Consider the following 21,317-nt stretch of genomic DNA (forward strand, 5'->3'; position numbering starts at 1 on the left):
CTCTTTGTTCTCCTGCGGTTACCTGACACCGCGTCGAACAACGCCGGGCGCCTCATTGCTCCCGCTTTCCGGCGGCCGGAGATCCCGTCGGAAAATCTCCGGCCGCCGGGCGGTCGCCCCGGATACCACCGCCGGAAACCACCGCCGGAAACCGGCCGCCGGTACCGGCCCGCGTAAACCGGTCCGCGTCACCCGGTCCGTCCGATACCCGCGAGCCCGATACCCGCGAGCCCGACACCGCGAGCCCGATTCCGGGGGACGGGCCGTCAGCCGATCAGCTTCTTCGAAGTCAGATACTCCTTGGCGACATCCGCCGGCTTGGCGCGCTCCGCGTCGACCTTGCGGTTGAGTTCCGCGAGGTCCTCCGTGGTCAGAACCCCGGTGACCTTGGCCAGCAGTCCGGCGACCTCCGGCGACCCGGCGTCCTTGGCGTTCACCACGGGGAGGAGGTTGTCGGCGTTCTGGAGGTGCTTGTCGTCCTCCAGGAAGACCAGGTCGTACGCGTCCAGGACGGCATCCGTGGTGGTGCTGAGCACCAGTTGGTCCACCCCGTCCTTCACCGCCTGCTTGGACTGCGGAGTACCGACGCCCTTGGGGTCGATACCGGCCACGTCAATGCCGTAGGTGGCCTTCAGCCCCGGGGCGCAGAAGGGCCGCACCGCGCACTCGTCGCCGGCCGCGATCTTCACTTCGATCTTCGACTTACCAAGATCCGAAAGGGTCGTCAGCTTGTTCTTCGCGGCGAATTCCTTGGTCACCGCGAAAGCATTCTGGTCGACCGCCTCTCCGGCCGGAAGGACCTTCAGGCCGAGCGGGGTCGCCAGCTTCTCCAGCGCGGCGACGGTGGCCGCCACGTCACCGGAGGCGACCGGGGTCTTCTCCGCCTCCTTCGCGCCGTTCACCTTGGCGTTGAGGAATTCCGCCAGGGTCGCCGCGTATTCGGGGATGACGTCGATCTCGCCCTTCTCCAGGGAGGGTTCGTACAGCTCCCGGTTCTCCACCGTCGTGATGGAGGTCTTCCAGCCTCCGTCGGCGAGGATCTGGGAGTAGAGCTCGGCGAGCACCCTGGACTCCGTGAAGGCCGCCGAACCGATGACGAGCGTGCCCTTCCCCGCCTCCGCCGGGGCGGAGGAGGCGGCGTCCTTGCCGCCGTCCTTCTCCAGGCTGTCGCCCCCGCAGGCAGCGAGCGACCCGGCCAGCGCGATCGTCCCGATGACCGCACCCGCTATGCGCGAGGTTCTGCTCATGTTCCTTCTCCGTCCAGGGATGTTGAGAATCTTGAGTCTGTCGACGTTGTCGCGTGAGGGTTTCGGAGTGACAGCGTTCACGCCCGGCGCCCCCGCCGCCGCAGCGGCGACAGCAGCCGGTCGAGCGCCAGCAGTACGCCCTCCACGGCCAGGGCCAGCAGGGCGACCAGGACCGCCCCCGCGAACACCTGGGCGGTGTCGTAGCGGTTGAACCCGGCGGTGATGACGCGTCCGAGCCCGCCGAGCCCGGCCATCGCGGCGATCGAGGCGGTGGCCACCACCTGCACGGCGGCGGACCGCAGCCCGGACATGATCATGGGCTGGGCGAGCGGCAGTTCCACCCGGAGGAAGACCTGCGTCCCGGACATCCCCATGCCCCGGGCGGCCTCCACCACCGCGCGGTCCACCCCGGTCATACCGACGTACGTGTTGGTGAGCAGCGGTGGCACCGCGAACAGCACCAGGGCGATCACGGTCGGGAGATAGCCGGAGTTGCGCAGCGGCGTGAGCATGAAGAGGGCGAGCACCGCGAAGACCGGCACCGCCCGGCCCACGTTGGAGATGTTGATGGCGAGCGCGCCGCCCCGGCCGAGGTGGCCGAGCCGGAGCCCGAGCGGCAGCGCGATCGCGCAGGCCACCAGGAGGGCGAGCCCGCTGACGTAGAGATGCTCGGCGAGGCGGTGCGCGGCCCCGTCGGGGCCGGACCAGTTGGAGCCCGTGACCAGCCAGGTCCAGGCGTCCGCGACCACTCCCACGGCTCAGCCCACCTCCTTCGTCGCGGCGTTCGCCGCCGGCGCCTTCTTCGTCGCGCGAGTCGTGGCCGTCGCGGGCGCGCCCGCCCTTGCCCGGGTCCACGGGGTCAGCCACCTCTGCACCCCGAGCAGCAGCAGGTCCGCCGCGACGGCGAGCAGCACGCAGAGCACCGAGGCGGCCAGCACCTGGGCCTTGAAGAGGCTGGGCAGGGCGTCCCGGATGAGGTTGCCGAGTCCGCCCTTGCCGACGAGCGAGCCGACCGTGGTGAGTGCCACGGTGGAGACCGAGGCGATCCGCAGACCGGCCATCAGCGCGGGGAGCGCAAGGGGGATTTCGACCTCCCAGAGCAGCCGTACCGGCCCGTACCCCATGCCACGGGCGGCCTCCTTGACGTCTTCGGGCACCGCTTCGAGCCCGGCCAGGATGTTCCGTACGAGGATGGTCAGCGAGTACAGCACCAGTCCGGTGACCACCAGCGCGGCGGACAGCCCGAACACGGGCAGGAGCAGCGAGAACATCGCCAGCGACGGCACGGTGTAGATCACCGTGGTCAGTCCGAGGACCGGTCCGGCGAAGTGCCGCCCCCGGCGGGCGAGCAGGGCCAGCGGGAACGCGACGACCAGGCCGATCGCCACCGACACGGCGGTGATCCAGACGTGCTGGACGGTCGCGTCCGTGAGCTCCTGGCTGCGGGAGCGCAGGTACTCGCCGCAGATCCAGTCGTTCGTCAGCAGGCAGTCCGCCGCAGCCATCCGCCCCCACCTCCCCATCCCCCGTGCCGGCCCGATTCCGGGGTACGGGCCCTTCCCGGGCCTTCCGGCGGCGGGCACGGCGGCGAGCCTATCCTCGTCCACGGACCCGCACGGAGGCCGTCCCGTTCCAGCAACACGCCCGTCACAAAGGGCGCGCCACAAGGGGGAATCATGATCCGGTTCGAGAACGTCACCAAGCGGTACGCCGACGGCACGACGGCCGTGGACTCGCTCTCCTTCGAGGTGGCCGAGGGTGAACTCGTCACGCTCGTCGGCCCGTCAGGATGCGGCAAGACGACCACCATGAAGATGGTGAACCGGCTGATCGAGCCGACCGAGGGGCGCGTGCTCCTCGACGGCGAGGACATATCCGCCGTCGACCCCGTCGAGCTCCGGCGTCGTATCGGCTATGTGATCCAGCAAGTGGGCCTCTTCCCGCACAGGACGGTCCTGGAGAACACCGCCACCGTTCCCCATCTCCTCGGGTGGAAACGCGCCAGGGCCCGCGAGCGTGCCGCCGAACTCCTGGACCTGGTCGGCCTCGACCCGTCCGTGCACGGCGACCGCTACCCCGACCAGCTCTCCGGCGGACAGCGCCAACGCGTCGGCGTGGCAAGGGCGTTGGCCGCCGATCCGCCGGTCCTGCTGATGGACGAGCCGTTCGGCGCGGTCGACCCGGTGGTCCGCGAACACCTGCAGAACGAGTTCCTGGGACTCCAGGAACGGGTCCGCAAGACCATCCTCTTCGTCACCCACGACATCGAGGAGGCGGTACGTCTCGGCGACCGGATCGCCGTCTACGGACAGGGCCGCATCGAGCAGTTCGACTCCCCCGCCCGGGTGCTCGGCGCCCCCGCGACCCCGTACGTCGCGGACTTCGTCGGCGCCGACCGCGGCCTGAAGCGGCTCTCGGTCACCCCCGTGGCGGAGGCGGATCTCGACCGGTCCCCGGTCGCCCGCCCCGGCGAACCGCTCCGGGACGCCACCGCACGGATCGCCGGGGACGGCGCCCGGTGGGCGGTGGTGCTGGACGACCAGGACCGCCCGGTGGGCTGGCTGCCCGCCGGGACCGGACCGTCGTCCGCCGGTAAGGACGCCACCGTCCGCGACGGACTGCGCCCCCTGGACGCCCGCCTCCCGCTCGGCGCCCCGCTCCGCAGCGCCCTCGCCACGATGCTCCGGCACGACGCGGGGTGGATCGCCGTCGTGGACGACGAGGAGTCCGGCCGCTATCTCGGCACCCTCACCCCCGACCGGCTGCACGCCGCCCTGCGCCGCTCGATCGGTGCCGACGCGGCGGACCGGGCCGGGACGGAGGCCGTACCGCCGAAGGAAACGGCCGGGCGGGCCGAGTGACGGGGCGCGGGCGGGCCGACTGACGGCGCAGGGGCGGGGCCGGCAGCCGTACGCGCCCCGGCACCGCCACGCTCTACGCTGGACGCATGAGTAGCTTGCGCGGACGGGGCACGGTCGAGGGCCTGCCGGAGTGGGACCGCTGTGCGGTCATGGGTGTCGTCAACGTGACCCCCGACTCCTTCTCCGACGGAGGCCGGTGGTTCGACACCACGGCCGCGATCAAGCGCGGACTGGCCCTGATGGCCGACGGCGCGGACCTGATCGACGTCGGCGGCGAGTCGACGCGGCCCGGGGCGAGCCGGGTCGACGAGGACGAGGAGCTGCGCAGGGTGGTGCCCGTCGTACGCGGGCTGGTCGCCGAGGGCGCCGTCGTCTCCGTGGACACCATGCGGGCCCGCGTCGCCGAGCAGGCGGTCGCGGCCGGCGGGGTACTGGTCAACGACGTCAGCGGCGGTCTGGCCGACCCGGACATGGTCCGGGTGGTCGCCGGGACCGGGGCACCGTTCGTGGTGATGCACTGGCGCGGGTTCAGCGAGTCCATGAACGCCCGCGCGGTGTACACGGACGTGGTGGGCGAGGTCGTCGCCGAGCTGCGCGAGCGCGTGGACGCGGTGGTCGCGGGCGGGGTCGCCCCCGAGCGCATCGTGATCGACCCGGGCCTCGGCTTCGCCAAGGACACCGCCCAGGACCTGGCGCTCGTCGCGCACCTGGACGCGCTGCGCGCGCTGGGCCGCCCGCTGCTGGTGGCCGCGTCCCGGAAGCGGTTCCTCGGGCGGACCCTCGCCGGTCCGGACGGCACCCCGCCCCCGGCCCGGGAGCGCGACGCGGCGACCGCCGCGATCTCCACGGTCTCCGCCCTGGCCGGCGCCTGGGCGGTCCGGGTCCACGAGGTCCGGGCCAGCGCCGACGCCGTACGCGTGTGCCGTGCCCTCGAAGGAGCCGCGTGACCACGCCCCCCGCGGACTCCGGCGGGGACGACACCCCCGGCATCCCCGACGCGGCCACCGACGTCGCCGCCGTGGAACAGGCGAACACCGACTTCTACGAGGCGATGGAGAGCGGCGACTATGAACACCTCGCCGGCCTCTGGCTGCCCGGCGAGGACCTCACGGTCTCCTGCGTCCACCCCGGCTGGCCGGCGCTCCGGGGCCGCGGCGACGTCCTGCGCAGCTACGCGCTCATCATGGCGAACACCGAGTACATCCAGTTCATCCTGACCGACGTGGACGTCGCCATGACCGGGGACACCGCCCTGGTCAACTGCACGGAGAACATCCTCAGCGGCGGCCCCGCCGAGGGCGACGACACGGTCGGCCCGCTGGTCGGGCAGCTCGTCGTCGCGACCAACGTGTTCCGGCGCACCCCGGACGGCTGGAAGCTCTGGTCGCACCACGGGTCGCCGGTCCTGACCGAGTCCGACGAGGAGCCGGAGCGGGAGTCCCCGGCCTGAACCGGCCGCACCCGGCGCTCACGCCACTGTGGGCACTCCCGGCGCGGGGGATTGAGCCCCGGGAACAGCGGGTATACGCGGACACCAACGCCCCCGGCAACGGTGCGCACCCCACCAGGGGCGGGCGCCGGACCTGCCCCACCTACCCGACGCCCCGCTCTGTCGGTGCTCGCGGGTAGATTCGGCAGAAGGCGTCTTCGCCGGGGCGCGGTGCCGGTATGCCGGGGCGCGCGGTCCCGGCACCCTCCGAAAGGAAGGTTTCCGCGCCTCGTGGACCAACAACAGCAGGAGTGATTCGCGTGGATCGTGTCGCGCTGCGCGGCCTCAAGGCCCGTGGACACCATGGCGTCTTCCCCCGGGAACGCGAAGAAGGCCAGGTCTTCATCGTGGACCTGGCCCTGAGCCTGGACACCCGGGCCGCCGCGGCCGCCGACGATCTCTCGCGGACCGTGCACTACGGCATCGTCGCGGAAGAGGTCGTCGCCATCGTCGAGGGCGAGCCGGTCGACCTGATCGAGACCCTCGCCGAACGCATCGCCCAGCAGTGCCTCAAGCACGAGGGAGTCCACGAGGTCGAGGTGGTGGTCCACAAGCCGGACGCCCCGATCACGGTCCCCTTCGACGACGTGACCATCACCATCACCCGGAGCCGAGCATGACAGCATTTTCCGCCCGCGGGCAGAGCGATCCCACTGTCCAGCCGGTGCCGGCCTCGGTCGTCCAGCAGGTGGACGACGCCGACATCACTCTCTCCAACCCGAAGCGGGCCGTGATCTCGCTCGGCTCCAACCTGGGCAACCGCCTGGAGACCCTCCAGGGCGCTATCGACGCCCTGGAGGACACCCCCGGCGTCCGGGTCAAAGCGGTCTCCCCGGTGTACGAGACGGAGCCCTGGGGGGTCGAGCCCGGCTCCCAGCCGTCGTACTTCAACGCGGTGGTCGTGGTGAAGACGACGCTGCCGCCGTCCTCGCTGCTGGAGCGCGGCCACGCCATCGAGGAGGCCTTCGACCGCGTCCGCGAGGAGCGCTGGGGTCCCCGCACCATCGACGTCGACATCGTGGCGTACGCCGACGTGGTCTCCGACGACCCGCACCTCACACTGCCGCACCCCCGGGCCGGCGAGCGGGCCTTCGTCCTCGCGCCCTGGCACGACGTGGACCCCGAGGCGCAGCTGCCGGGCGCCGGCCCGGTCGCCGAGCTGCTGGCCGGAATCGGACGGGACGGCGTGCTGCCCCGGGCCGACCTGGAACTCCGCTTGCCCGAGTAGTCGTTAGGCTCTGAGGGCTGTCCCCGGTCCACCCGGACCACGGACAGCCCTGGGCAGACATGTACGGACGGACCCCGCGGACACCTCGCGGGTGGATCGCGGACGGACCGCGGGCAGCGAAGGGCGGCTTGATCGGTGAGGCAACTACGGCTCCGAGTGCTGGCCGGGCTCTTCGCCGGCGCGGGCGTGCTGTCCTGGGCCGGTGCGCGCCTCTGGAACGCCCTCGGCACCCTGCCGAGCGTCCCGCTGGCCGCCCCGATCGTGCTCGCGGCCATCGCCGCGGTCCTGCTGGCGACGGCCCTCTCGCTCAGGTCCCGGCTGCGCGCCCAGCGCGAACGCCGCCCCGGAGCCAAGGGCGTCGAGCCGCTGATGGCGGCCCGGGCCCTCGTTTTCGGCCAGGCCAGCGCCCTGGTGGCCGCGCTGGTCGCCGGGGTGTACGGCGGCACCGGCGTGTTCCTGCTGAGCTATCTGGACCTGCCGCCCCGCCGCGACCAGGCGATCTACGCGGGCGCCGCCGTGGTGGCGTCGTTCGCCGTCATCGCCGCGGCCCTCTTCCTGGAGCGCGTCTGCAAGCTCCCCGAGGACCACGACGACGACAAGAGCGTGGCCGCGGCCTGAAGGCCCGGCCGCGCCGAGCGAAGTGCCGTACGCGTCAGCGCGCCATGATGAGGCTCATCGCCTCGGCCCGCGTCGCCGGGTCGCGGAGCTGTCCGCGTACCGCCGAGGTGATCGTCTTCGCCCCGGGTTTGCGAATCCCGCGCATCGACATGCACATGTGCTCGCACTCGATGACGACGATGACGCCGCGCGGCTCCAGGATCTCCATCAGGGACTCGGCGATCTGCGTGGTGAGCCGCTCCTGGACCTGCGGCCTGCGGGCGTAGACGTCCACCAGCCGGGCCAGCTTGGAGAGCCCGGTGATCTTCCCCGAGGTCGCCGGGATGTACCCCACGTGCGCGACCCCCCGGAACGGCACGAGGTGGTGCTCGCAGGTGGAGAAGACCTCGATGTCCTTCACCAGGACCATCTCGTCGTGCCCCAGGTCGAACGTGGTCGTCAGGACGTCCTCGGCCTCCTGGAAGAGCCCCGCGAAGATCTCCCGGTACGCCCGCGCGACGCGCGCCGGGGTCTCCCGGAGTCCCTCGCGGTCCGGGTCCTCGCCGACCGCGATCAGCAGCTCCCGTACGGCGGCCTCGGCCCGCTTCTCGTCGAACTCGCCGTACGGGCTGTTCGCGTGAGCGCCGTCCAGCGTCACCGGGTCGGTCATCTGTGCCTCGTTCCTCTGCGCGCCGGCTGCGCGGTGCCTGCACGGCCCAACGGAAAGCCGCGCCCCCCAGGCTAAAACCTGGGGGGCGCGGCATCCATTCCGGTACGGGCGGGCGGCGGGTGAGGGCCGTCACACCTGTGCGGTACGGGGTCAGCTCTCCGGACGGTCCTCCGAGGAGATGTCCTTGCTGCCGGCGGTGGTGTCCGTGGACGCCGCCGAGCCGTTGGCACTCGCCGAGCCGTTGGCGCTCGCCGAGCCGTTGGCGCTCGCCGAGCCGTTCGTCAGGGCGAGCTCCTTCGGCGAGAGCACCGGCGGTCGCGTCGACGGAGTGCGCCGGGCCGAACCGGTCCACGCCGGGCGGGCCGGACGCTTCACGATCGGGGCGAAGATCTCCGCGATCTCCTCCTTGCCCAGGGTCTCCTTCTCCAGGAGCTGGAGGACCAGGGTGTCGAGGATGTCCCGGTTCTCGACCAGGATCTCCCACGCCTCGTTGTGCGCGGTCTCGATGAGCTTCTTGACCTCTTCGTCGACGAGCGCGGCGACCTCTTCCGAGTAGTCGCGCTGGTGACCCATCTCGCGGCCCACGAAGGGCTCGGTGTTGTCACCGCCGAACTTGATCGCGCCGAGCCGCTCGGTCATGCCGTACTGCGTCACCATCGCGCGGGCCGTGGCACTGGCCTTCTCGATGTCGTTGGCGGCACCCGTGGTCGGGTCGTGGAAGACCAGCTCCTCGGCCGCGCGCCCGCCCAGCATGTACGCGAGCTGGTCGAGCATCTCGTTGCGGGTCGTGGAGTACTTGTCCTCCTCCGGGAGCACCATCGTGTAACCGAGGGCACGGCCGCGGGAGAGAATCGTGATCTTGTGCACCGGGTCCGACTGGGGGGAAGCCGCCGCGACCAGGGCGTGTCCGCCCTCGTGGTACGCGGTGATCTTCTTCTCCTTCTCGGACATGATCCGGGTCCGCTTCTGCGGTCCGGCCACGACGCGGTCGATCGCCTCGTCCAGGGTGGAGTTGTCGATCAGCTTCTTGTTGCCGCGCGCCGTGAGGAGCGCCGCTTCGTTCAGCACGTTCGCCAGGTCGGCGCCGGTGAAGCCGGGGGTGCGGCGGGCGACGGCGTTGAGGTCGACGTCCTCCGTGACCGGCTTGCCCTTCTTGTGCACCTTGAGGATCTCCAGGCGCCCCAGCATGTCCGGGCGGTCCACGGCGATCTGACGGTCGAACCGGCCCGGGCGCAGCAGCGCCGGGTCGAGGATGTCCGGCCGGTTGGTCGCCGCGATCAGGATCACGCCGCCCTTGACGTCGAAGCCGTCCATCTCGACGAGCAGCTGGTTGAGCGTCTGCTCGCGCTCGTCGTGACCGCCGCCCATGCCGGCGCCGCGGTGGCGGCCGACGGCGTCGATCTCGTCGACGAAGACGATCGCCGGGGCGTTCGCCTTGGCCTGCTCGAAGAGGTCACGCACCCGGGAGGCACCGACACCGACGAACATCTCGACGAAGTCGGAGCCGGAGATCGAGTAGAACGGCACGCCCGCCTCGCCGGCGACGGCGCGCGCGAGCAGGGTCTTGCCCGTACCGGGGGGCCCGTAGAGCAGGACGCCCTTCGGGATCTTGGCGCCGACGGCCTGGAACTTCGCCGGCTCCTGGAGGAACTCCTTGATCTCGTGGAGCTCCTCGACGGCCTCGTCCGAGCCCGCCACGTCGGCGAACGTCGTCTTCGGCGTGTCCTTGGTGATCAGCTTGGCCTTGGACTTGCCGAACTGCATGACCTTGGAGCCGCCGCCCTGCATCTGGTTCATCAGGAACAGGAAGATGACCACGATGAGGACGAAGGGCAGGAGCGACAGCAGGATCGAGAGGAACGGCGACTGCTTCGACGGCGAGACGGTGTAACCCTTCTCGATGTCACCGCTCTCGAACTTCTGCTGCATCGTCTCGGCGAGATCGACGCCCTGGCTGCCGATGTAGCTGGCCTGGAACTTGCTGCCGGACTCGCCCTTGAGCTTCTCGCCGTCCTTCAGCTCGATCTTGAGGATTTGTTCGTCACCGGTGGTCAGCTTGGCCGACTCCACCTGGTTCTTGCTGATCGCCTGGACCACCTTGGCGGTGTCCACCGTCTTGTAGCCGCCGGACGAGCCGACGACCTGCATCAACACGACCACGGCGAGGACGGCCAGCACGATCCACATGACCGGCCCACGGAAGTATCGCTTCACGTCCATCCATACGGAGCGAAGTCGCCCCGTCCCTCCTGCCCGTAGGTAAATGCTGCTGTGAGATTGAGACTGCTCTTCGGACCGTACCCCAGCATTGTGGCCTTCGACCGCCGAGGACGTACCGGAAACCCTTATTCGAGACCTTCAACGGCGGGAGCGGGGTAAGGGTTCCCGACGCCGCCGTGTTCCGGGGAAGGCCCCCGGCCGGCGTGCGGCGGGGGCCTCCTCCCGACAGGCTCTCAGCCGCCGTAGACGTGCGGGGCGAGGGTGCCGACGAACGGGAGGTTGCGGTACTTCTCCGCGTAGTCCAGCCCGTAGCCGACGACGAACTCGTTGGGGATGTCGAAGCCGATCCACTTCACGTCGATCGCGACCTTGGCGGCGTCCGGCTTGCGCAGCAGGGTGCAGACCTCCAGGCTCGCCGGCTCGCGCGACCCCAGGTTGGAGAGCAGCCAGGAGAGCGTCAGCCCGGAGTCGATGATGTCCTCGACGATCAGGACGTGCTTGCCCTTGATGTCGGTGTCCAGGTCCTTGAGGATGCGGACGACGCCGGAGGACTGGGTGCCCGCGCCGTACGAGGAGACCGCCATCCAGTCCATCGTGGCGGGGGTGGACAGCGCGCGCGCCAGGTCGGCCATGACCATCACCGCGCCCTTGAGGACCCCGACGAGGAGCAGATCCTTGCCCGCGTACTCCGCGTCGATCTTGGCGGCGAGCTCGACGAGCTTCGCGTCGATCTCTTCCTTCGTGAGGAGCACCGACTGGAGGTCGCTGCCCATGTCCTTCTCGTTCACCCGCGTCTCTTTCTTCGCCCGCCCGGCCCGGTGTGTGTCACCCGGGCCCGGCCGGCCGTCTCGCCTGCACGTCAGCCGCTTGCTCTTCAGCTCTGCCGGATGACCAGTCTGCCACCCTGCCGCCGGGCTTCGACGCGGCCGGGCAGGTTGAGGGCGCGCTGGCCCCGCCATCCGGTGATCAGGCGGTCCACTTCCTCGACGTGCCGGGCGAAGAGCGAACCGGCCGGGGCGCCCGCGTCGATGACGGCGCGGCGCAGAACCCGGCGGCGTACGGCGGGCGGGAGCGCCCAGAGCTTGGCGCAGTCCAGCTCGCCGTCGTCGTCGCGCACGGCGCGCTCCGCCTCGGCGGCCCAGCCGTCCAGGGCGTCGGCATCGTCCCGGGAGAGCTGGGCCGTACGGGCGAGTGCCTCGACGACGCCCTTGCCGAGGGCCTTCTCCAGGGCGGGCAGGCCTTCGTGGCGGAGGCGGGAGCGGGTGTAGGCGGGATCGGCGTTGTGCGGGTCGTCCCAGACGGGGAGGGACTGGACCAGGCAGGCCTTGCGGACGGTCTGCCGGTCGAGCTGGAGGAACGGGCGGCGGTAGCGGCCGGCCGGCCCGGAGGCGGCGGCCATGCCGGAGAGCGAGCGGATGCCGGAGCCCCGGGCGAGCCCGAGCAGCACCGTCTCGGCCTGGTCGTCACGGGTGTGGCCGAGCAGGATCGTGGCGGCGCCGTGGCGCTCGGCGGCGGCGTCGAGCGCGGCGTAGCGGGCGTCGCGGGCGGCGGCTTCGGGGCCGCCTTCGCGTCCGACGTGGACGGCGACGGCCTCGACGGGGTCGAGGTCCATGGCGGTCAGCCGGGTGACGACCTCGGCCGCGCGCAGTCCGCTGCCGGTCTGGAGGTTGTGGTCGACGGTGATGCCGCCGGCCCGGACGTCGAGCTTGCGGGCCTCGAAGGCGAGGGCGGAGGCGAGCGCCATGGAGTCGGCGCCACCGGAGCAGGCCACCAGGACGAGCGGTCGGCCGGCGGCCGCGGGCCGTTCGGGAAAGGCCGTCCGGCCGGCCCCGCCGGCTTCGGCGAGGCGGGAGTGGTGGGCGCGGTCGGGGTGGAGTCCCTGGCCGGCGCGGAGGGTGTGTTCGGTGAGTACGTCGTGGAGTACGCGGCGGACCGCCAGGCGTATCGCCGCGACCGCAGGATGGGGACCCATGTCCGGTGCCCTTCTGGAGTTCTGGGGGGTGCCTCCGAGTGGCGGGACGGCGAAGTGCCGTCCCTGACGTCACTCAGAGTGCGTCGATGGTGACAGAGACAAGCTGTTCACCGAGCATTGCACGGCTTCCCATGCCCTCATGGTCCCTCGGATGGGTGATTGGAGGACCTTTATCCGGCCGTGGGCCGCGTCAAGATCACGAATCTGCCTTACGGTGCACGCGCGCGACCCACTCCGCGGGGGCGGCGATCTCGGCCTTCGTCGGCAGGGTGTTGGGCGAGGTCCACACCCGGTTGAACCCGTCCATGCCGACCTCGGCGACGACGGCGCTCACGAACCGCTCGCCGTCGCGGTACTGACGGAGCTTCGCGTCCATGCCGAGCAGTTTGCGCAGGGCCAGGTCGAGTCGGCCCGCACCGCGCGCCCGGCGCTGCTGGAACTTCTCGCGGATCTCGGCGACCGAGGGGACCACGTCGGGCCCGACCCCGTCCATGACGAAGTCGGCGTGCCCCTCCAGCAGGGACATCACGGCCGTGAGCCGGCCGAGGATCTCGCGCTGGGCGGGCGTCTGGACGAGGTCGACGAGGCTGCGTCCGCCGCCCTCGCCGCGCTCTCCCTCGGGCCGCCCGCCGACGAGCGACTGCACGGCCTCACGCAGTTGTTCGACGAAGGTGGCGGGGTCCACGTCGGTCTGGTCCAGGAAGGACTGGATCTCGCCCTGGAGGTGGTCGCGCAGCCAGGGCACCCCGGTGAACTGGGTGCGGTGGGTCTCCTCGTGGAGGGCCACCCAGAGCCGGAAGTCGTGCGGGTCCACGTCGAGTTCGCGCTCGACGTGGACGATGTTCGGGGCGACCAGGAGCAGTCGGCCGCCGCCCTGGTCGAGGGCGGGCAGCTCCCGGCTCGCGGGGGCGAAGGTCTCGTACTGGCCGAGCACCCGGGAGGCGAGGAAGGAGAGCAGCATGCCGAGTTCGACGCCGGTCACCTTGCCGCCGACGGCCCCGATGACGCTCTGGCCGGGACCGCTGCCGCGCCGCTCCGACATCTTGGAGAGCAGCGGGCGCAGGAGTTCGCGGAACCCCGCGACGTTGGCCTTGATCCAGCCGGCCCGGTCCACGACCAGGACGGGCGTGTCGGCCGGGACGGGGGCCCCTGGGCCCACCGGGATCATCCGGGTGAAGGAACGGACGTGTTCCTCCGAGGCCTTGGCGTGGCGGCGCAGCTCCGCGACGACGGCGCGCGCCTCCTCGCGGTCGATCTCGGGACCCGGGCGTACGAGCCGGGTCGCGGTCGCCACCGCGAGATTCCAGTCGACCATCTCGGCACCACCGATGCTCGTCATGCGTCAACCGTACGTGAGGGCGCGCTTCCGTGGAGGGGCGTTGACGGCCGTCGCCCGCATCGGGCGACGGCGCCGCGGGGGCGTCAGCCGGTCCGGGTGGCCAGTGCCGTGGCGAGGTCGTCGAGGGCCTTCTCGGCGTCGCCGGGGGCGGTGGTGCCCGAGGTGAGGAAGGCGAAGGCGAGCAGCCGGCCGCGTGGGTCCACGACCGTGCCGGCCAGCGCGTTGACGCCGGTGAGGGTGCCCGTCTTGGCCCGTACGAGTCCGGCGCCGCCCGACTTCTCGCCGTAGCGGGCGTCGAGCGTGCCGCTGAAGCCGGCCACCGGAAGCCCGGTGAGGACGGGGCGGAGTTCGGGGTGGGCGGGGTCCGCCGCGCGGGCGAGGAGGCCGGCCAGGAGGGCGGCGGAGACCTTGTCGTTCCGGTCGAGTCCGCTGCCGTCGCCGAGCCGGGCGCCGGTGACCGGCAGGCCGAGCTCCTTGAGCTGCGCGGTGACCGCTGCGCGGGCCCCGTCGAAGCCGGCCGGGCGGCCGGCGCCGATGGCGGTCTGCCGGGCGAGGGCCTCGGCGAGGTCGTTGTCGCTGTTGGTGAGGGTCCGTTCGACCAGGGCGCCGAGCGGCGCGGAGTGGTGGGTGGCGAGGGTGGCCGCTCTGGCGGCCGGCCGGTGGGAGCGGGGTTCGCCCGTCGTGTTCACGCCGTTGTCCTTCAGGTACCCGGCGAACACGCGTGCGGCGTCGGCCGCGGGGTCGCCGGTGCGCGCGGCGGGTCCGTGGTCGCTCTTGTCGAGCCGTCCCTCCCGCACCATGAGGGCGCTCACCGGCGCGATGTTGTCGTTGGGGCCGATGGGGTGACGGGCGGGCCCGGAGTAGGCGGAGGCGTCGTACGTGAGGGCGACCTCGCGCACCTTCCGGTCGTCGAGGGCCCTGGCGGTGGAACGGGCCAGCGCACGCAGTCCGGCCTCGTCCAGGGTGGGGTCGCCGCCGCCGACGAGGGTGACGGTGCGCAGGTCGGGCGAGGCGCGCACGGTGGTGTCGATGCGGTGGTCGGGGCCGAGCGCCGAGAGCGCGGCGACCGTGGTGGCGAGCTTGATGGTGGAGGCGGGGGTCATCGGCGTACCGGCGGCGCGTGCGTAGATCTGCTTGCCGGTGGCCGTGTCCACGACGACGGCCGTCGTACGGGTGCCGAGTGCGGAGGCCTTGACCAGCCGGTCCAGCTCCTTGGCCGGCGCCACCGCCGCACCGGCCGGGGCGCGGCCGGTGCCGAGTGCTGCGAGCACCGCGGCGGCGCTGGGGGCGGGTGCGGGCGCGGCGGGGCCCGCCGCGGAACTCCGGTGAGCTGCGTCACCTGTACGGCCCTGGTCGGCGGCCAGGGCGCGTTCGGCCGTACGCTGACCGTTGTCCCAGGGCCCGGCGGCGAACACGGCGCCGGCGGCGACCACCAGGCCGAGAACCGCGGAGCCTGCGACGAGCCGCCAGCTGTCCGGCAGGGCCGGTTTTCCGGCCAGGCTCTTCAGCTTGCCCCAGGGGTCCGACGGTTCCTTCGACGGTTCATCCACCGGCTCGGCCACCGTTGACCAGCCCCTTTCGCGAGCACACATCTGCGTGGGGGACACTTAACCACCAGTCGTATGTGTTGATCATGGAGGAGCCACCCGTGGAGTTCGACGTCACCATCGAGATCCCGAAGGGTTCGCGGAACAAGTACGAGGTGGACCACGAGACCGGTCGGATCCGCCTGGACCGTCGACTCTTCACCTCGACCAGCTACCCGGCCGACTACGGCTTCGTCGAGAACACCCTCGGCGAGGACGGCGACCCGCTGGACGCGCTGGTCATCCTGGACGAGCCCACGTTCCCCGGATGCCTCATCAAGTGCCGCGCCATCGGCATGTTCCGCATGACGGACGAGGCTGGCGGCGACGACAAGCTGCTGTGCGTCCCCGCGTCGGACCCGCGCGTCGAGCACCTGCAGGACATCCAGCACGTGTCGGAGTTCGACCGCCTGGAGATCCAGCACTTCTTCGAGGTCTACAAGGACCTGGAGCCGGGCAAGTCCGTCGAGGGCGCCGACTGGGTCGGCCGTGTCGCGGCCGAGGCCGAGATCGAGGCCTCCTACAAGCGTCTGCAGGACCAGGGCGGCGCGCACTGACGCGGTCCCCTTCGCCGGACATTCCGGTTCCGCTTCCGTACGGGTGGCGGGGCCGGTCCTGACGGAGGCCCAGGGGTCACCCGGGGGCTTCGTCGACAGCCTGAGGACAGCGTGAACGGGCGGTACACCTCATCGGTGTGCCGCCCGTTTCGCGTGCGGGTCCCTTGTCCGTGCCCATACTGGGCAGGAGTGCGGCCAGGACGCATCAGGCCAGGAAGAGTGAGGTCCAGCAGTGGCGGAACAGGGCGGTCCGGAGGACCAGAAGCCCCAGTCCGACGAGGCGCACAGTGCGTTCACCGCGCCCGCCGGAGTGGAGCAGCCCGTGCTGCCGCTCGAAGACGACCAGCCGACCTCGGAGTTCGCGGTACCGGCCGGGGTGCAGCCGGAGCCCCCCGGGCCCGGTTCCGCTTCCGGTCCGGGCCGGGCGGGAAAGAACCTCTCCGACTCGGACACCGGCGCCTCGGCCTTCACCCCGCCCCGGACGTACGACGCGAGCCAGACGCCCGCGTTCACCCCGGCGCAGGGCATCCCGATGGTCCGGCTGACCAAGGAAGCACCCTGGCAGGACCGGATGCGCACGATGCTCCGGATGCCGGTCACCGAGCGCCCCGCGGCGGAGAGCGTCCAGCGGACGGACGACTCGGGCCCCGCCGTACCGAGGGTGCTCGACCTGACGCTCCGTATCGGCGAGCTGCTGCTGGCCGGGGGCGAGGGCGCCGAGGACGTGGAGGCCGCGATGTTCGCGGTGACGCGTAGTTACGGTCTGGACCGGTGCGAACCGACCGTCACCTTCACGCTGCTCTCCATCTCGCACCAGCCCTCGCTGGTCGACGACCCGGTGACGGCGAGCCGCACGGTGCGCCGCCGGGGCACCGACTACAACCGGCTCGCGGCGGTCTTCCGGCTGATCGACGACATCACCACCGAGGACGTGGACGTCTCGCTGGAGGAGGCGTACCGGCGGCTTGCGGAGATCCGGCGCAACCGCCACCCCTTCCCCGGCTGGGCGCTCACGGCGGCGGCCGGGCTGCTCGCAGGGGCGGCTTCGGTACTGGTCGGCGGTGGCGTGGTGGTGTTCTTCGTGGCGGCGGCCGGCGCCATGCTCGGCGACCGGCTCGCCTGGTTCTGCGCGGGGCGCGGGCTGCCGGAGTTCTACCAGTTCACCGCCGCGGCGATGCCGCCCGCCGCGCTGGGGGTGGCGCTGACGCTCACCCACTGGAGCGATGTGCGGCCGTCCGCCGTGATCACCGGTGGGCTCTTCGCGCTGCTGCCGGGGCGGGCCCTGGTCGCGGGCGTGCAGGACGGGCTGACCGGCTACTACATCACCGCCGCAGCGCGCCTGCTGGAGGTGATGTACTTCTTCATCGGGATCGTGGTCGGGGTGCTGGTGGTGCTCTATCTGGGGCTCCAGCTGGGCGCCACGCTCAATCCGGAGGAACGTTTCGTCGCCCACGACCGGCCGGTGCTCCAGATCCTGGCGTCGATGGCGCTGAGCCTGGCCTTCGCCATCCTGCTCCAGCAGGAGCGGTCCACCGTGCTCGCGGTGACCCTGAACGGCGGGGTGGCCTGGATCATCTACGGGGCGATGGCCCGCACCGGCGACCTCTCGCCGGTCGCGGCGACGGCCGTGGCGGCCGGGCTCGTGGGGCTGTTCGGGCAGCTCTTCTCGCGCTACCGCTACACCTCCTCGCTGCCCTTCATCACGGCGGCCATCGGCCCGCTGCTGCCCGGTTCCGCGACGTACTTCGGGCTGCTCGGCGTGGCCCAGGGCGAGCTGGACCGGGGGCTCGCCTCCCTCTCCACGGCGGTGGCGACGGCGCTGGCCATCGCGATCGGGGTGAACCTCGGGAGCGAGATCTCCCGGCTCTTCATGCGGGTCCCGGGTACGGAGACGGGCGCGGGCCGCCGGGCCGCCAAGCGCACCCGCGGCTTCTGAGACCCCGCCTACGCGAACGGCGCCCGTCCCGTGCGCACCGGGAGGGGCGCCGTACCGGGGCCGGGCGGGCGTCAGCGCTTGGCGTGACGGCCGCGGCGGCCGGCGGGCGAGCTGCCGGAGGGGCCGTCGGAGGGGCTGCCGCCGGGGCGGTCGTCGTCCTGGCGGTTCGCGGCGGCCTTCTTCGACTTGGAGCGGGCCCGGAGGAACTCGATCGCGATCGGCACCACGGAGATCAGCACGATCAGAACGAGAATCGCCTCGATGTTCTTGTGCACGAACTCGATCTTGCCGAGCACCGCTCCGAGCACGGTCACCCCGACGCCCCAGAGGACACCGCCGATGATGTTGAAGATGAGGAACGAGCGGTAGTTCATCCGGCTGACACCGGCGATGATCGGCGTGAAGGTGCGGATCACCGGCACGAACCGGGCCAGGATCAGCGACTTCGGACCGTACTTCTCGAAGAACTCGTGCGCCTTCTCGACGTTCTCCTGCTTGAAGAGCTTGGAGTCCGGCCGGTTGAAGAGGGACGGTCCCACCTTCCGGCCGAAGAGGTAGCCGACCTGGTCCCCGACGATCGCGGCGATGCCGATCAGGAGGCAGACCAGCCAGAGCGGGTAGCGCAACTGGCCCGTGGTCACCAGGAGGCCCGTGGTGAACAGGATGGAGTCGCCGGGCAGGAAGAACCCGATCAGCAGTCCGGACTCGGCGAACACGATGAGGAGGACGCCGGGAAGTCCGAAGGTGTTGATCAGATAGTCCGGGTCCAGCCAGCTCGGGCCGAGCGCAAGCGTATTCAAGGGTCCGGGCTCCAGGATCGATCGATGGCGGCTGCGTGGCCGCCCCAAGCTATCAACGCCCCGGGGATGCTCCGGGTTCCAGTGGCCGCGGTGGGCGTGCGCAGCGCACCGACCGCGGCGAAGCTGGTCCCCAGGAGGTGTCGCCCATGGGCATCGAGGACTACGGCGGCGGCCAGAGCGAACACGCGGACGTGCTCGTCGTCACCACGAACGACGTTCCCGGGCACCAGGTGACCCGGGTGATCGGGGAGGTGTTCGGTCTGACCGTGCGCTCCCGCCACCTGGGCAGCCAGATCGGCGCCGGGCTGAAGTCGATGATCGGCGGCGAGCTGAAGGGGCTGACCAAGACCCTCGTCGAGACCCGCAACCAGGCGATGGAACGCCTCGTCGAGCAGGCGAGGGCGCGCGGCGCGAACGCGGTGCTGATGATGCGCTTCGACGTCTCCGAGGCGGCGGACGTGGGCACCGAGGTCTGTGCCTACGGGACGGCCGCGGTGATCAGCGAGTTGTGACGCCCGGCAGCACCCTTCGCGCGGGCGCGAAGGGTGCTGCCGGGCGTGGTGCCGGGCATGGCGCGAGGCGTGCTGCGAGGCGTGCGGGATAAGCGGCTTGTGCGGCATTTGCGTGGATAGGGTGAGCCGGTGGCTCCCTCCTCCGCGTCGCATCCCTCACCTGTTTCCCCGGGCTCCCTGCCCCCCTCCGCCCCCGTCGGTCACGGCCCGGCGCCCGCCCCCACGCCCGCCCGGCGGCTGCTGCCCGTCGTGCTGCCGGCGCTGGTGGTCGGCGTCGGCTCGGCGCTGATCCTGCTCGGCGTGAGCCTGCTGGCCGAGGAGTTCCAGGACGTCCTCTGGGAGACCCTCCCGGACGCGCTGGGGATCGGCCGCTACTCCTCGCTCTGGATGATCATCATGCTCACCGCGACCGGCGTCGCGGTCGGGATCACCGTCCATCTGGTGCACGGCCACGCGGGCCCCGACCCGGCCACCACCGGGCTGGTCGGCGCCCCGCTCGCCCCCGGGGTCGTACCGGGGCTGCTGCTGGTCACCGTGCTGGCGCTGGCGGGCGGGGTGAGCCTCGGGCCGGAGAACCCGATCACCGAGGCGAACATCGCGCTCGTCTTCTGGCTGGGCCGGCGGCTGGCCCCCGACGCGCCGGGCGAGCTGTGGGTGGGGCTCGCGGCGGCGGGCACCATCGGCGCCCTCTTCGGCACCCCGGTCGCCGCCGCCCTGATCCTCTCCGAGGTCCTCGCCTCCCAGCCGGGCCCCGGAGCGCTCTGGGACCGCCTCTTCGGCCCGCTCGCGGCGGGTACGGCGGGGGCGCTGACCATGACGCTCGCGGACCACCCCAGCTTCGACCTGTCGCTGCCCGCCTACACCCACACCGGCTGGGGCGACCTCCTGTCCGCGCTGGTGATCGCCTCGGCGGGGGCGGTGCTCGGCATGGCCGGGGTGCTGGCGGCGCCGTGGGCGCACCGGGCGTTCAAGGCACTGCGGTACCCGGTGCTCGCCATCACCGCCGGCGGGCTCGCGCTCGGGCTGCTGGGTGCGCTGGGCGGCCATCTGACCCTGTTCAAGGGGCTGGAGGAGGTGGAGGAGCTGGCCGCGTCGCCCGACGGCTGGTCGGCCGGGGAGTTCGCCGCGATGGCGGTGGTGAAGATGGCGGCGCTGGTGGTGGCCGCCACCTGCGGCTTCCGGGGCGGCCGGATCTTCCCGGCGGTCTTCGCCGGGGCGGCCCTGGGACTCTGCGCGCACGCGCTGGTCGACGCGGTGCCGCCCGCGCTCGCCGTCTCCTGCGCGGTTCTGGGGCTGGTCCTCGCGGTCACCCGGCAGGGCTGGCTGAGCCTCTTCATGGCCGCGGTGCTGGTGAGCGACCTGACGGTGCTGCCGGTGCTCTGCGTGGCGACCCTGCCCGCCTGGCTGCTGGTGACCGGGCGGCCCCAGATGCAGCTGCACGAGGACGGTACGGCGCTGCGGTGAGGGGCCGGTGAGGCGCGGGGCCGTAGCGCACCCGCTCTCCCGCCGGACGTGCCTGATGGGCTGTTTGTCCGTATCGTCACATGTGTACGGCCTCTTGGAGCCGCACGAGAACTCCCGCCGTACGGCCCGTCCCACCCGACGCCCGGAGGGTCTCGTATGTCCACGCCCGTCAATGTCGCCGTCGTCTACTACTCGTCGACCGGCACCATCGCGACGATCGCCAAGGCCCTCGCCGAGGACGCGGAGAAAGCCGGCGCCGACGTACGGCTGCGCAGGGCCGCCGAGCTCGCCCCGCAGGCCGCCATCGACTCCAACCCGGCCTGGGCCGCCAACGTACGGGCGACCGCCGACATCGCGGAGGTCGTCGCCGACGACATCGTCTGGGCCGACGCGGTGATCTTCGGCTCGCCGACCCGGTACGGGAACGTCGCAGCCCAGCTCAAGCAGTTCATCGACACCCTCGGCGGCCTCTGGCAGGCCGGTGCGCTGGCCGACAAGGTCTACAGCGGCTTCACTTCCAGCGCCACCGCGCACGGCGGCCAGGAGTCGACGCTGCTCGCGCTCTACAACACCATCCACCACTTCGGCGGCATCCTCGTCGCCCCCGGGTACACCGACCCGTCGAAGTTCGTCGACGGCAACCCGTACGGCACGTCGCACGTCGCCGGCCAGGGGGACATCCCGGTCGGCGAGGAGACGCTGACGGCTGCGCGCGTCCAGGCGGAGCGCGTCGTGAAGTTCACCCGGGCCATCAAGGCCGGTCTGGGCCGTACCTGACCATGCGCGTCGGATGAGCCGGGACCGACCACCCGGCGGGAACGGTCAGGCACGGCCCCGCC

21 protein-coding genes are annotated in these 21,317 nt (G+C 71.8%); 11 read left to right on the forward strand and 10 right to left on the reverse strand.

The annotated features are described in order from the left end of the window. Window positions 1–266: 266 nt before the first annotated feature. From ACFZAX_RS02935 to ACFZAX_RS02945, 3 genes are all read right to left on the reverse strand, one after another. On the reverse strand, window positions 267–1,247 hold the full coding sequence (locus ACFZAX_RS02935) for a glycine betaine ABC transporter substrate-binding protein (RefSeq protein WP_390958499.1): 981 nt from the start codon (window positions 1,245–1,247) through the stop codon (window positions 267–269). Window positions 1,248–1,324: 77 nt separating this feature from the next. After that, window positions 1,325–2,002 carry an ABC transporter permease subunit gene (locus ACFZAX_RS02940; protein WP_390958502.1) on the reverse strand — a complete coding sequence of 226 codons (678 nt, stop codon included), beginning with the start codon at window positions 2,000–2,002 and terminating at the stop codon, window positions 1,325–1,327. 3 nt (window positions 2,003–2,005) lie between these two features. Beyond that, window positions 2,006–2,752, reverse strand: coding sequence for an ABC transporter permease subunit (locus tag ACFZAX_RS02945; protein WP_390958504.1), 747 nt, complete (start codon window positions 2,750–2,752; stop codon window positions 2,006–2,008). Window positions 2,753–2,923: 171 nt separating this feature from the next. Here ACFZAX_RS02945 and ACFZAX_RS02950 point away from each other — a divergent pair, with 171 nt between their 5' ends. The 6 genes from ACFZAX_RS02950 (at window position 2,924) to ACFZAX_RS02975 (ending at window position 7,443) form a co-directional block, all read left to right on the forward strand. Further along, window positions 2,924–4,108 (forward strand): betaine/proline/choline family ABC transporter ATP-binding protein, encoded by a 1,185-nt coding sequence (locus ACFZAX_RS02950; protein ID WP_390958506.1) that lies wholly within the window; start codon window positions 2,924–2,926, stop codon window positions 4,106–4,108. 86 nt (window positions 4,109–4,194) lie between these two features. Beyond that, a complete protein-coding gene (folP, locus tag ACFZAX_RS02955) occupies window positions 4,195–5,055 on the forward strand; it encodes a dihydropteroate synthase (protein WP_390958507.1) in 861 nt (286 codons plus the stop codon). Further along, the gene (locus ACFZAX_RS02960; RefSeq protein ID WP_390958508.1) at window positions 5,052–5,558 is read left to right on the forward strand and encodes a nuclear transport factor 2 family protein; all 507 of its coding nucleotides are present in this window, start codon (window positions 5,052–5,054) and stop codon (window positions 5,556–5,558) included. Before folP ends, ACFZAX_RS02960 begins: the two co-directional genes overlap by 4 nt. Window positions 5,559–5,857: 299 nt before the next feature. After that, complete coding sequence (gene folB / locus ACFZAX_RS02965) at window positions 5,858–6,217, forward strand: dihydroneopterin aldolase (protein WP_390958510.1); 360 nt, start codon at window positions 5,858–5,860, stop codon at window positions 6,215–6,217. Continuing rightward, the gene (gene folK, locus ACFZAX_RS02970) at window positions 6,214–6,825 is read left to right on the forward strand and encodes a 2-amino-4-hydroxy-6-hydroxymethyldihydropteridine diphosphokinase (RefSeq protein ID WP_327177175.1); all 612 of its coding nucleotides are present in this window, start codon (window positions 6,214–6,216) and stop codon (window positions 6,823–6,825) included. Before folB ends, folK begins: the two co-directional genes overlap by 4 nt. Window positions 6,826–6,960: 135 nt before the next feature. Further along, window positions 6,961–7,443 carry a DUF3180 family protein gene (locus ACFZAX_RS02975; RefSeq protein WP_390958512.1) on the forward strand — a complete coding sequence of 161 codons (483 nt, stop codon included), beginning with the start codon at window positions 6,961–6,963 and terminating at the stop codon, window positions 7,441–7,443. A gap of 34 nt (window positions 7,444–7,477) precedes the next feature. On the opposite strand, the gene folE is transcribed toward ACFZAX_RS02975, so the two are convergent. The 6 genes from folE to dacB all read right to left on the reverse strand — a co-directional run bounded on the left by folE (window position 7,478) and on the right by dacB (window position 15,185). Then, complete coding sequence (gene folE / locus ACFZAX_RS02980) at window positions 7,478–8,092, reverse strand: GTP cyclohydrolase I FolE (protein ID WP_390958514.1); 615 nt, start codon at window positions 8,090–8,092, stop codon at window positions 7,478–7,480. 150 nt (window positions 8,093–8,242) lie between these two features. Then, window positions 8,243–10,312, reverse strand: a complete 2,070-nt coding sequence (gene ftsH / locus ACFZAX_RS02985; RefSeq protein ID WP_390958516.1) for an ATP-dependent zinc metalloprotease FtsH — start codon at window positions 10,310–10,312, stop codon at window positions 8,243–8,245. A 233-nt stretch (window positions 10,313–10,545) separates the two neighbouring features. Then, the gene (gene hpt / locus ACFZAX_RS02990) at window positions 10,546–11,085 is read right to left on the reverse strand and encodes a hypoxanthine phosphoribosyltransferase (RefSeq protein WP_275496049.1); all 540 of its coding nucleotides are present in this window, start codon (window positions 11,083–11,085) and stop codon (window positions 10,546–10,548) included. A 101-nt stretch (window positions 11,086–11,186) separates the two neighbouring features. After that, window positions 11,187–12,284 carry a tRNA lysidine(34) synthetase TilS gene (gene tilS / locus ACFZAX_RS02995; protein ID WP_390958518.1) on the reverse strand — a complete coding sequence of 366 codons (1,098 nt, stop codon included), beginning with the start codon at window positions 12,282–12,284 and terminating at the stop codon, window positions 11,187–11,189. Between the two features lie 196 nt (window positions 12,285–12,480). Beyond that, the gene (locus ACFZAX_RS03000; RefSeq protein WP_390958520.1) at window positions 12,481–13,623 is read right to left on the reverse strand and encodes a zinc-dependent metalloprotease; all 1,143 of its coding nucleotides are present in this window, start codon (window positions 13,621–13,623) and stop codon (window positions 12,481–12,483) included. An 83-nt stretch (window positions 13,624–13,706) separates the two neighbouring features. Beyond that, window positions 13,707–15,185 (reverse strand): D-alanyl-D-alanine carboxypeptidase/D-alanyl-D-alanine-endopeptidase, encoded by a 1,479-nt coding sequence (gene dacB, locus ACFZAX_RS03005; protein ID WP_390958521.1) that lies wholly within the window; start codon window positions 15,183–15,185, stop codon window positions 13,707–13,709. 86 nt (window positions 15,186–15,271) lie between these two features. Here dacB and ACFZAX_RS03010 point away from each other — a divergent pair, with 86 nt between their 5' ends. Beyond that, window positions 15,272–15,766, forward strand: coding sequence for an inorganic diphosphatase (locus ACFZAX_RS03010; protein WP_328723710.1), 495 nt, complete (start codon window positions 15,272–15,274; stop codon window positions 15,764–15,766). Window positions 15,767–15,998: 232 nt separating this feature from the next. Continuing rightward, window positions 15,999–17,702, forward strand: coding sequence for a threonine/serine exporter family protein (locus ACFZAX_RS03015; protein WP_390958523.1), 1,704 nt, complete (start codon window positions 15,999–16,001; stop codon window positions 17,700–17,702). 71 nt (window positions 17,703–17,773) lie between these two features. On the opposite strand, the gene ACFZAX_RS03020 is transcribed toward ACFZAX_RS03015, so the two are convergent. Continuing rightward, window positions 17,774–18,502 carry a VTT domain-containing protein gene (locus tag ACFZAX_RS03020; RefSeq protein ID WP_390958525.1) on the reverse strand — a complete coding sequence of 243 codons (729 nt, stop codon included), beginning with the start codon at window positions 18,500–18,502 and terminating at the stop codon, window positions 17,774–17,776. Between the two features lie 146 nt (window positions 18,503–18,648). On the opposite strand from ACFZAX_RS03020, the gene ACFZAX_RS03025 reads away from it, so the two are divergent. The 3 genes from ACFZAX_RS03025 (at window position 18,649) to wrbA (ending at window position 21,255) form a co-directional block, all read left to right on the forward strand. Beyond that, window positions 18,649–19,014 carry a heavy metal-binding domain-containing protein gene (locus ACFZAX_RS03025; RefSeq protein WP_390958527.1) on the forward strand — a complete coding sequence of 122 codons (366 nt, stop codon included), beginning with the start codon at window positions 18,649–18,651 and terminating at the stop codon, window positions 19,012–19,014. A 249-nt stretch (window positions 19,015–19,263) separates the two neighbouring features. After that, window positions 19,264–20,478, forward strand: coding sequence for an ion channel protein (locus ACFZAX_RS03030; protein WP_390959218.1), 1,215 nt, complete (start codon window positions 19,264–19,266; stop codon window positions 20,476–20,478). Between the two features lie 156 nt (window positions 20,479–20,634). Continuing rightward, window positions 20,635–21,255, forward strand: a complete 621-nt coding sequence (gene wrbA / locus ACFZAX_RS03035) for an NAD(P)H:quinone oxidoreductase (protein WP_390958528.1) — start codon at window positions 20,635–20,637, stop codon at window positions 21,253–21,255. Window positions 21,256–21,317: the final 62 nt, after the last annotated feature.

This window comes from Streptomyces sp. NPDC008125 (assembly GCF_042957125.1).
In the GTDB taxonomy this organism is placed as follows: domain Bacteria; phylum Actinomycetota; class Actinomycetes; order Streptomycetales; family Streptomycetaceae; genus Streptomyces.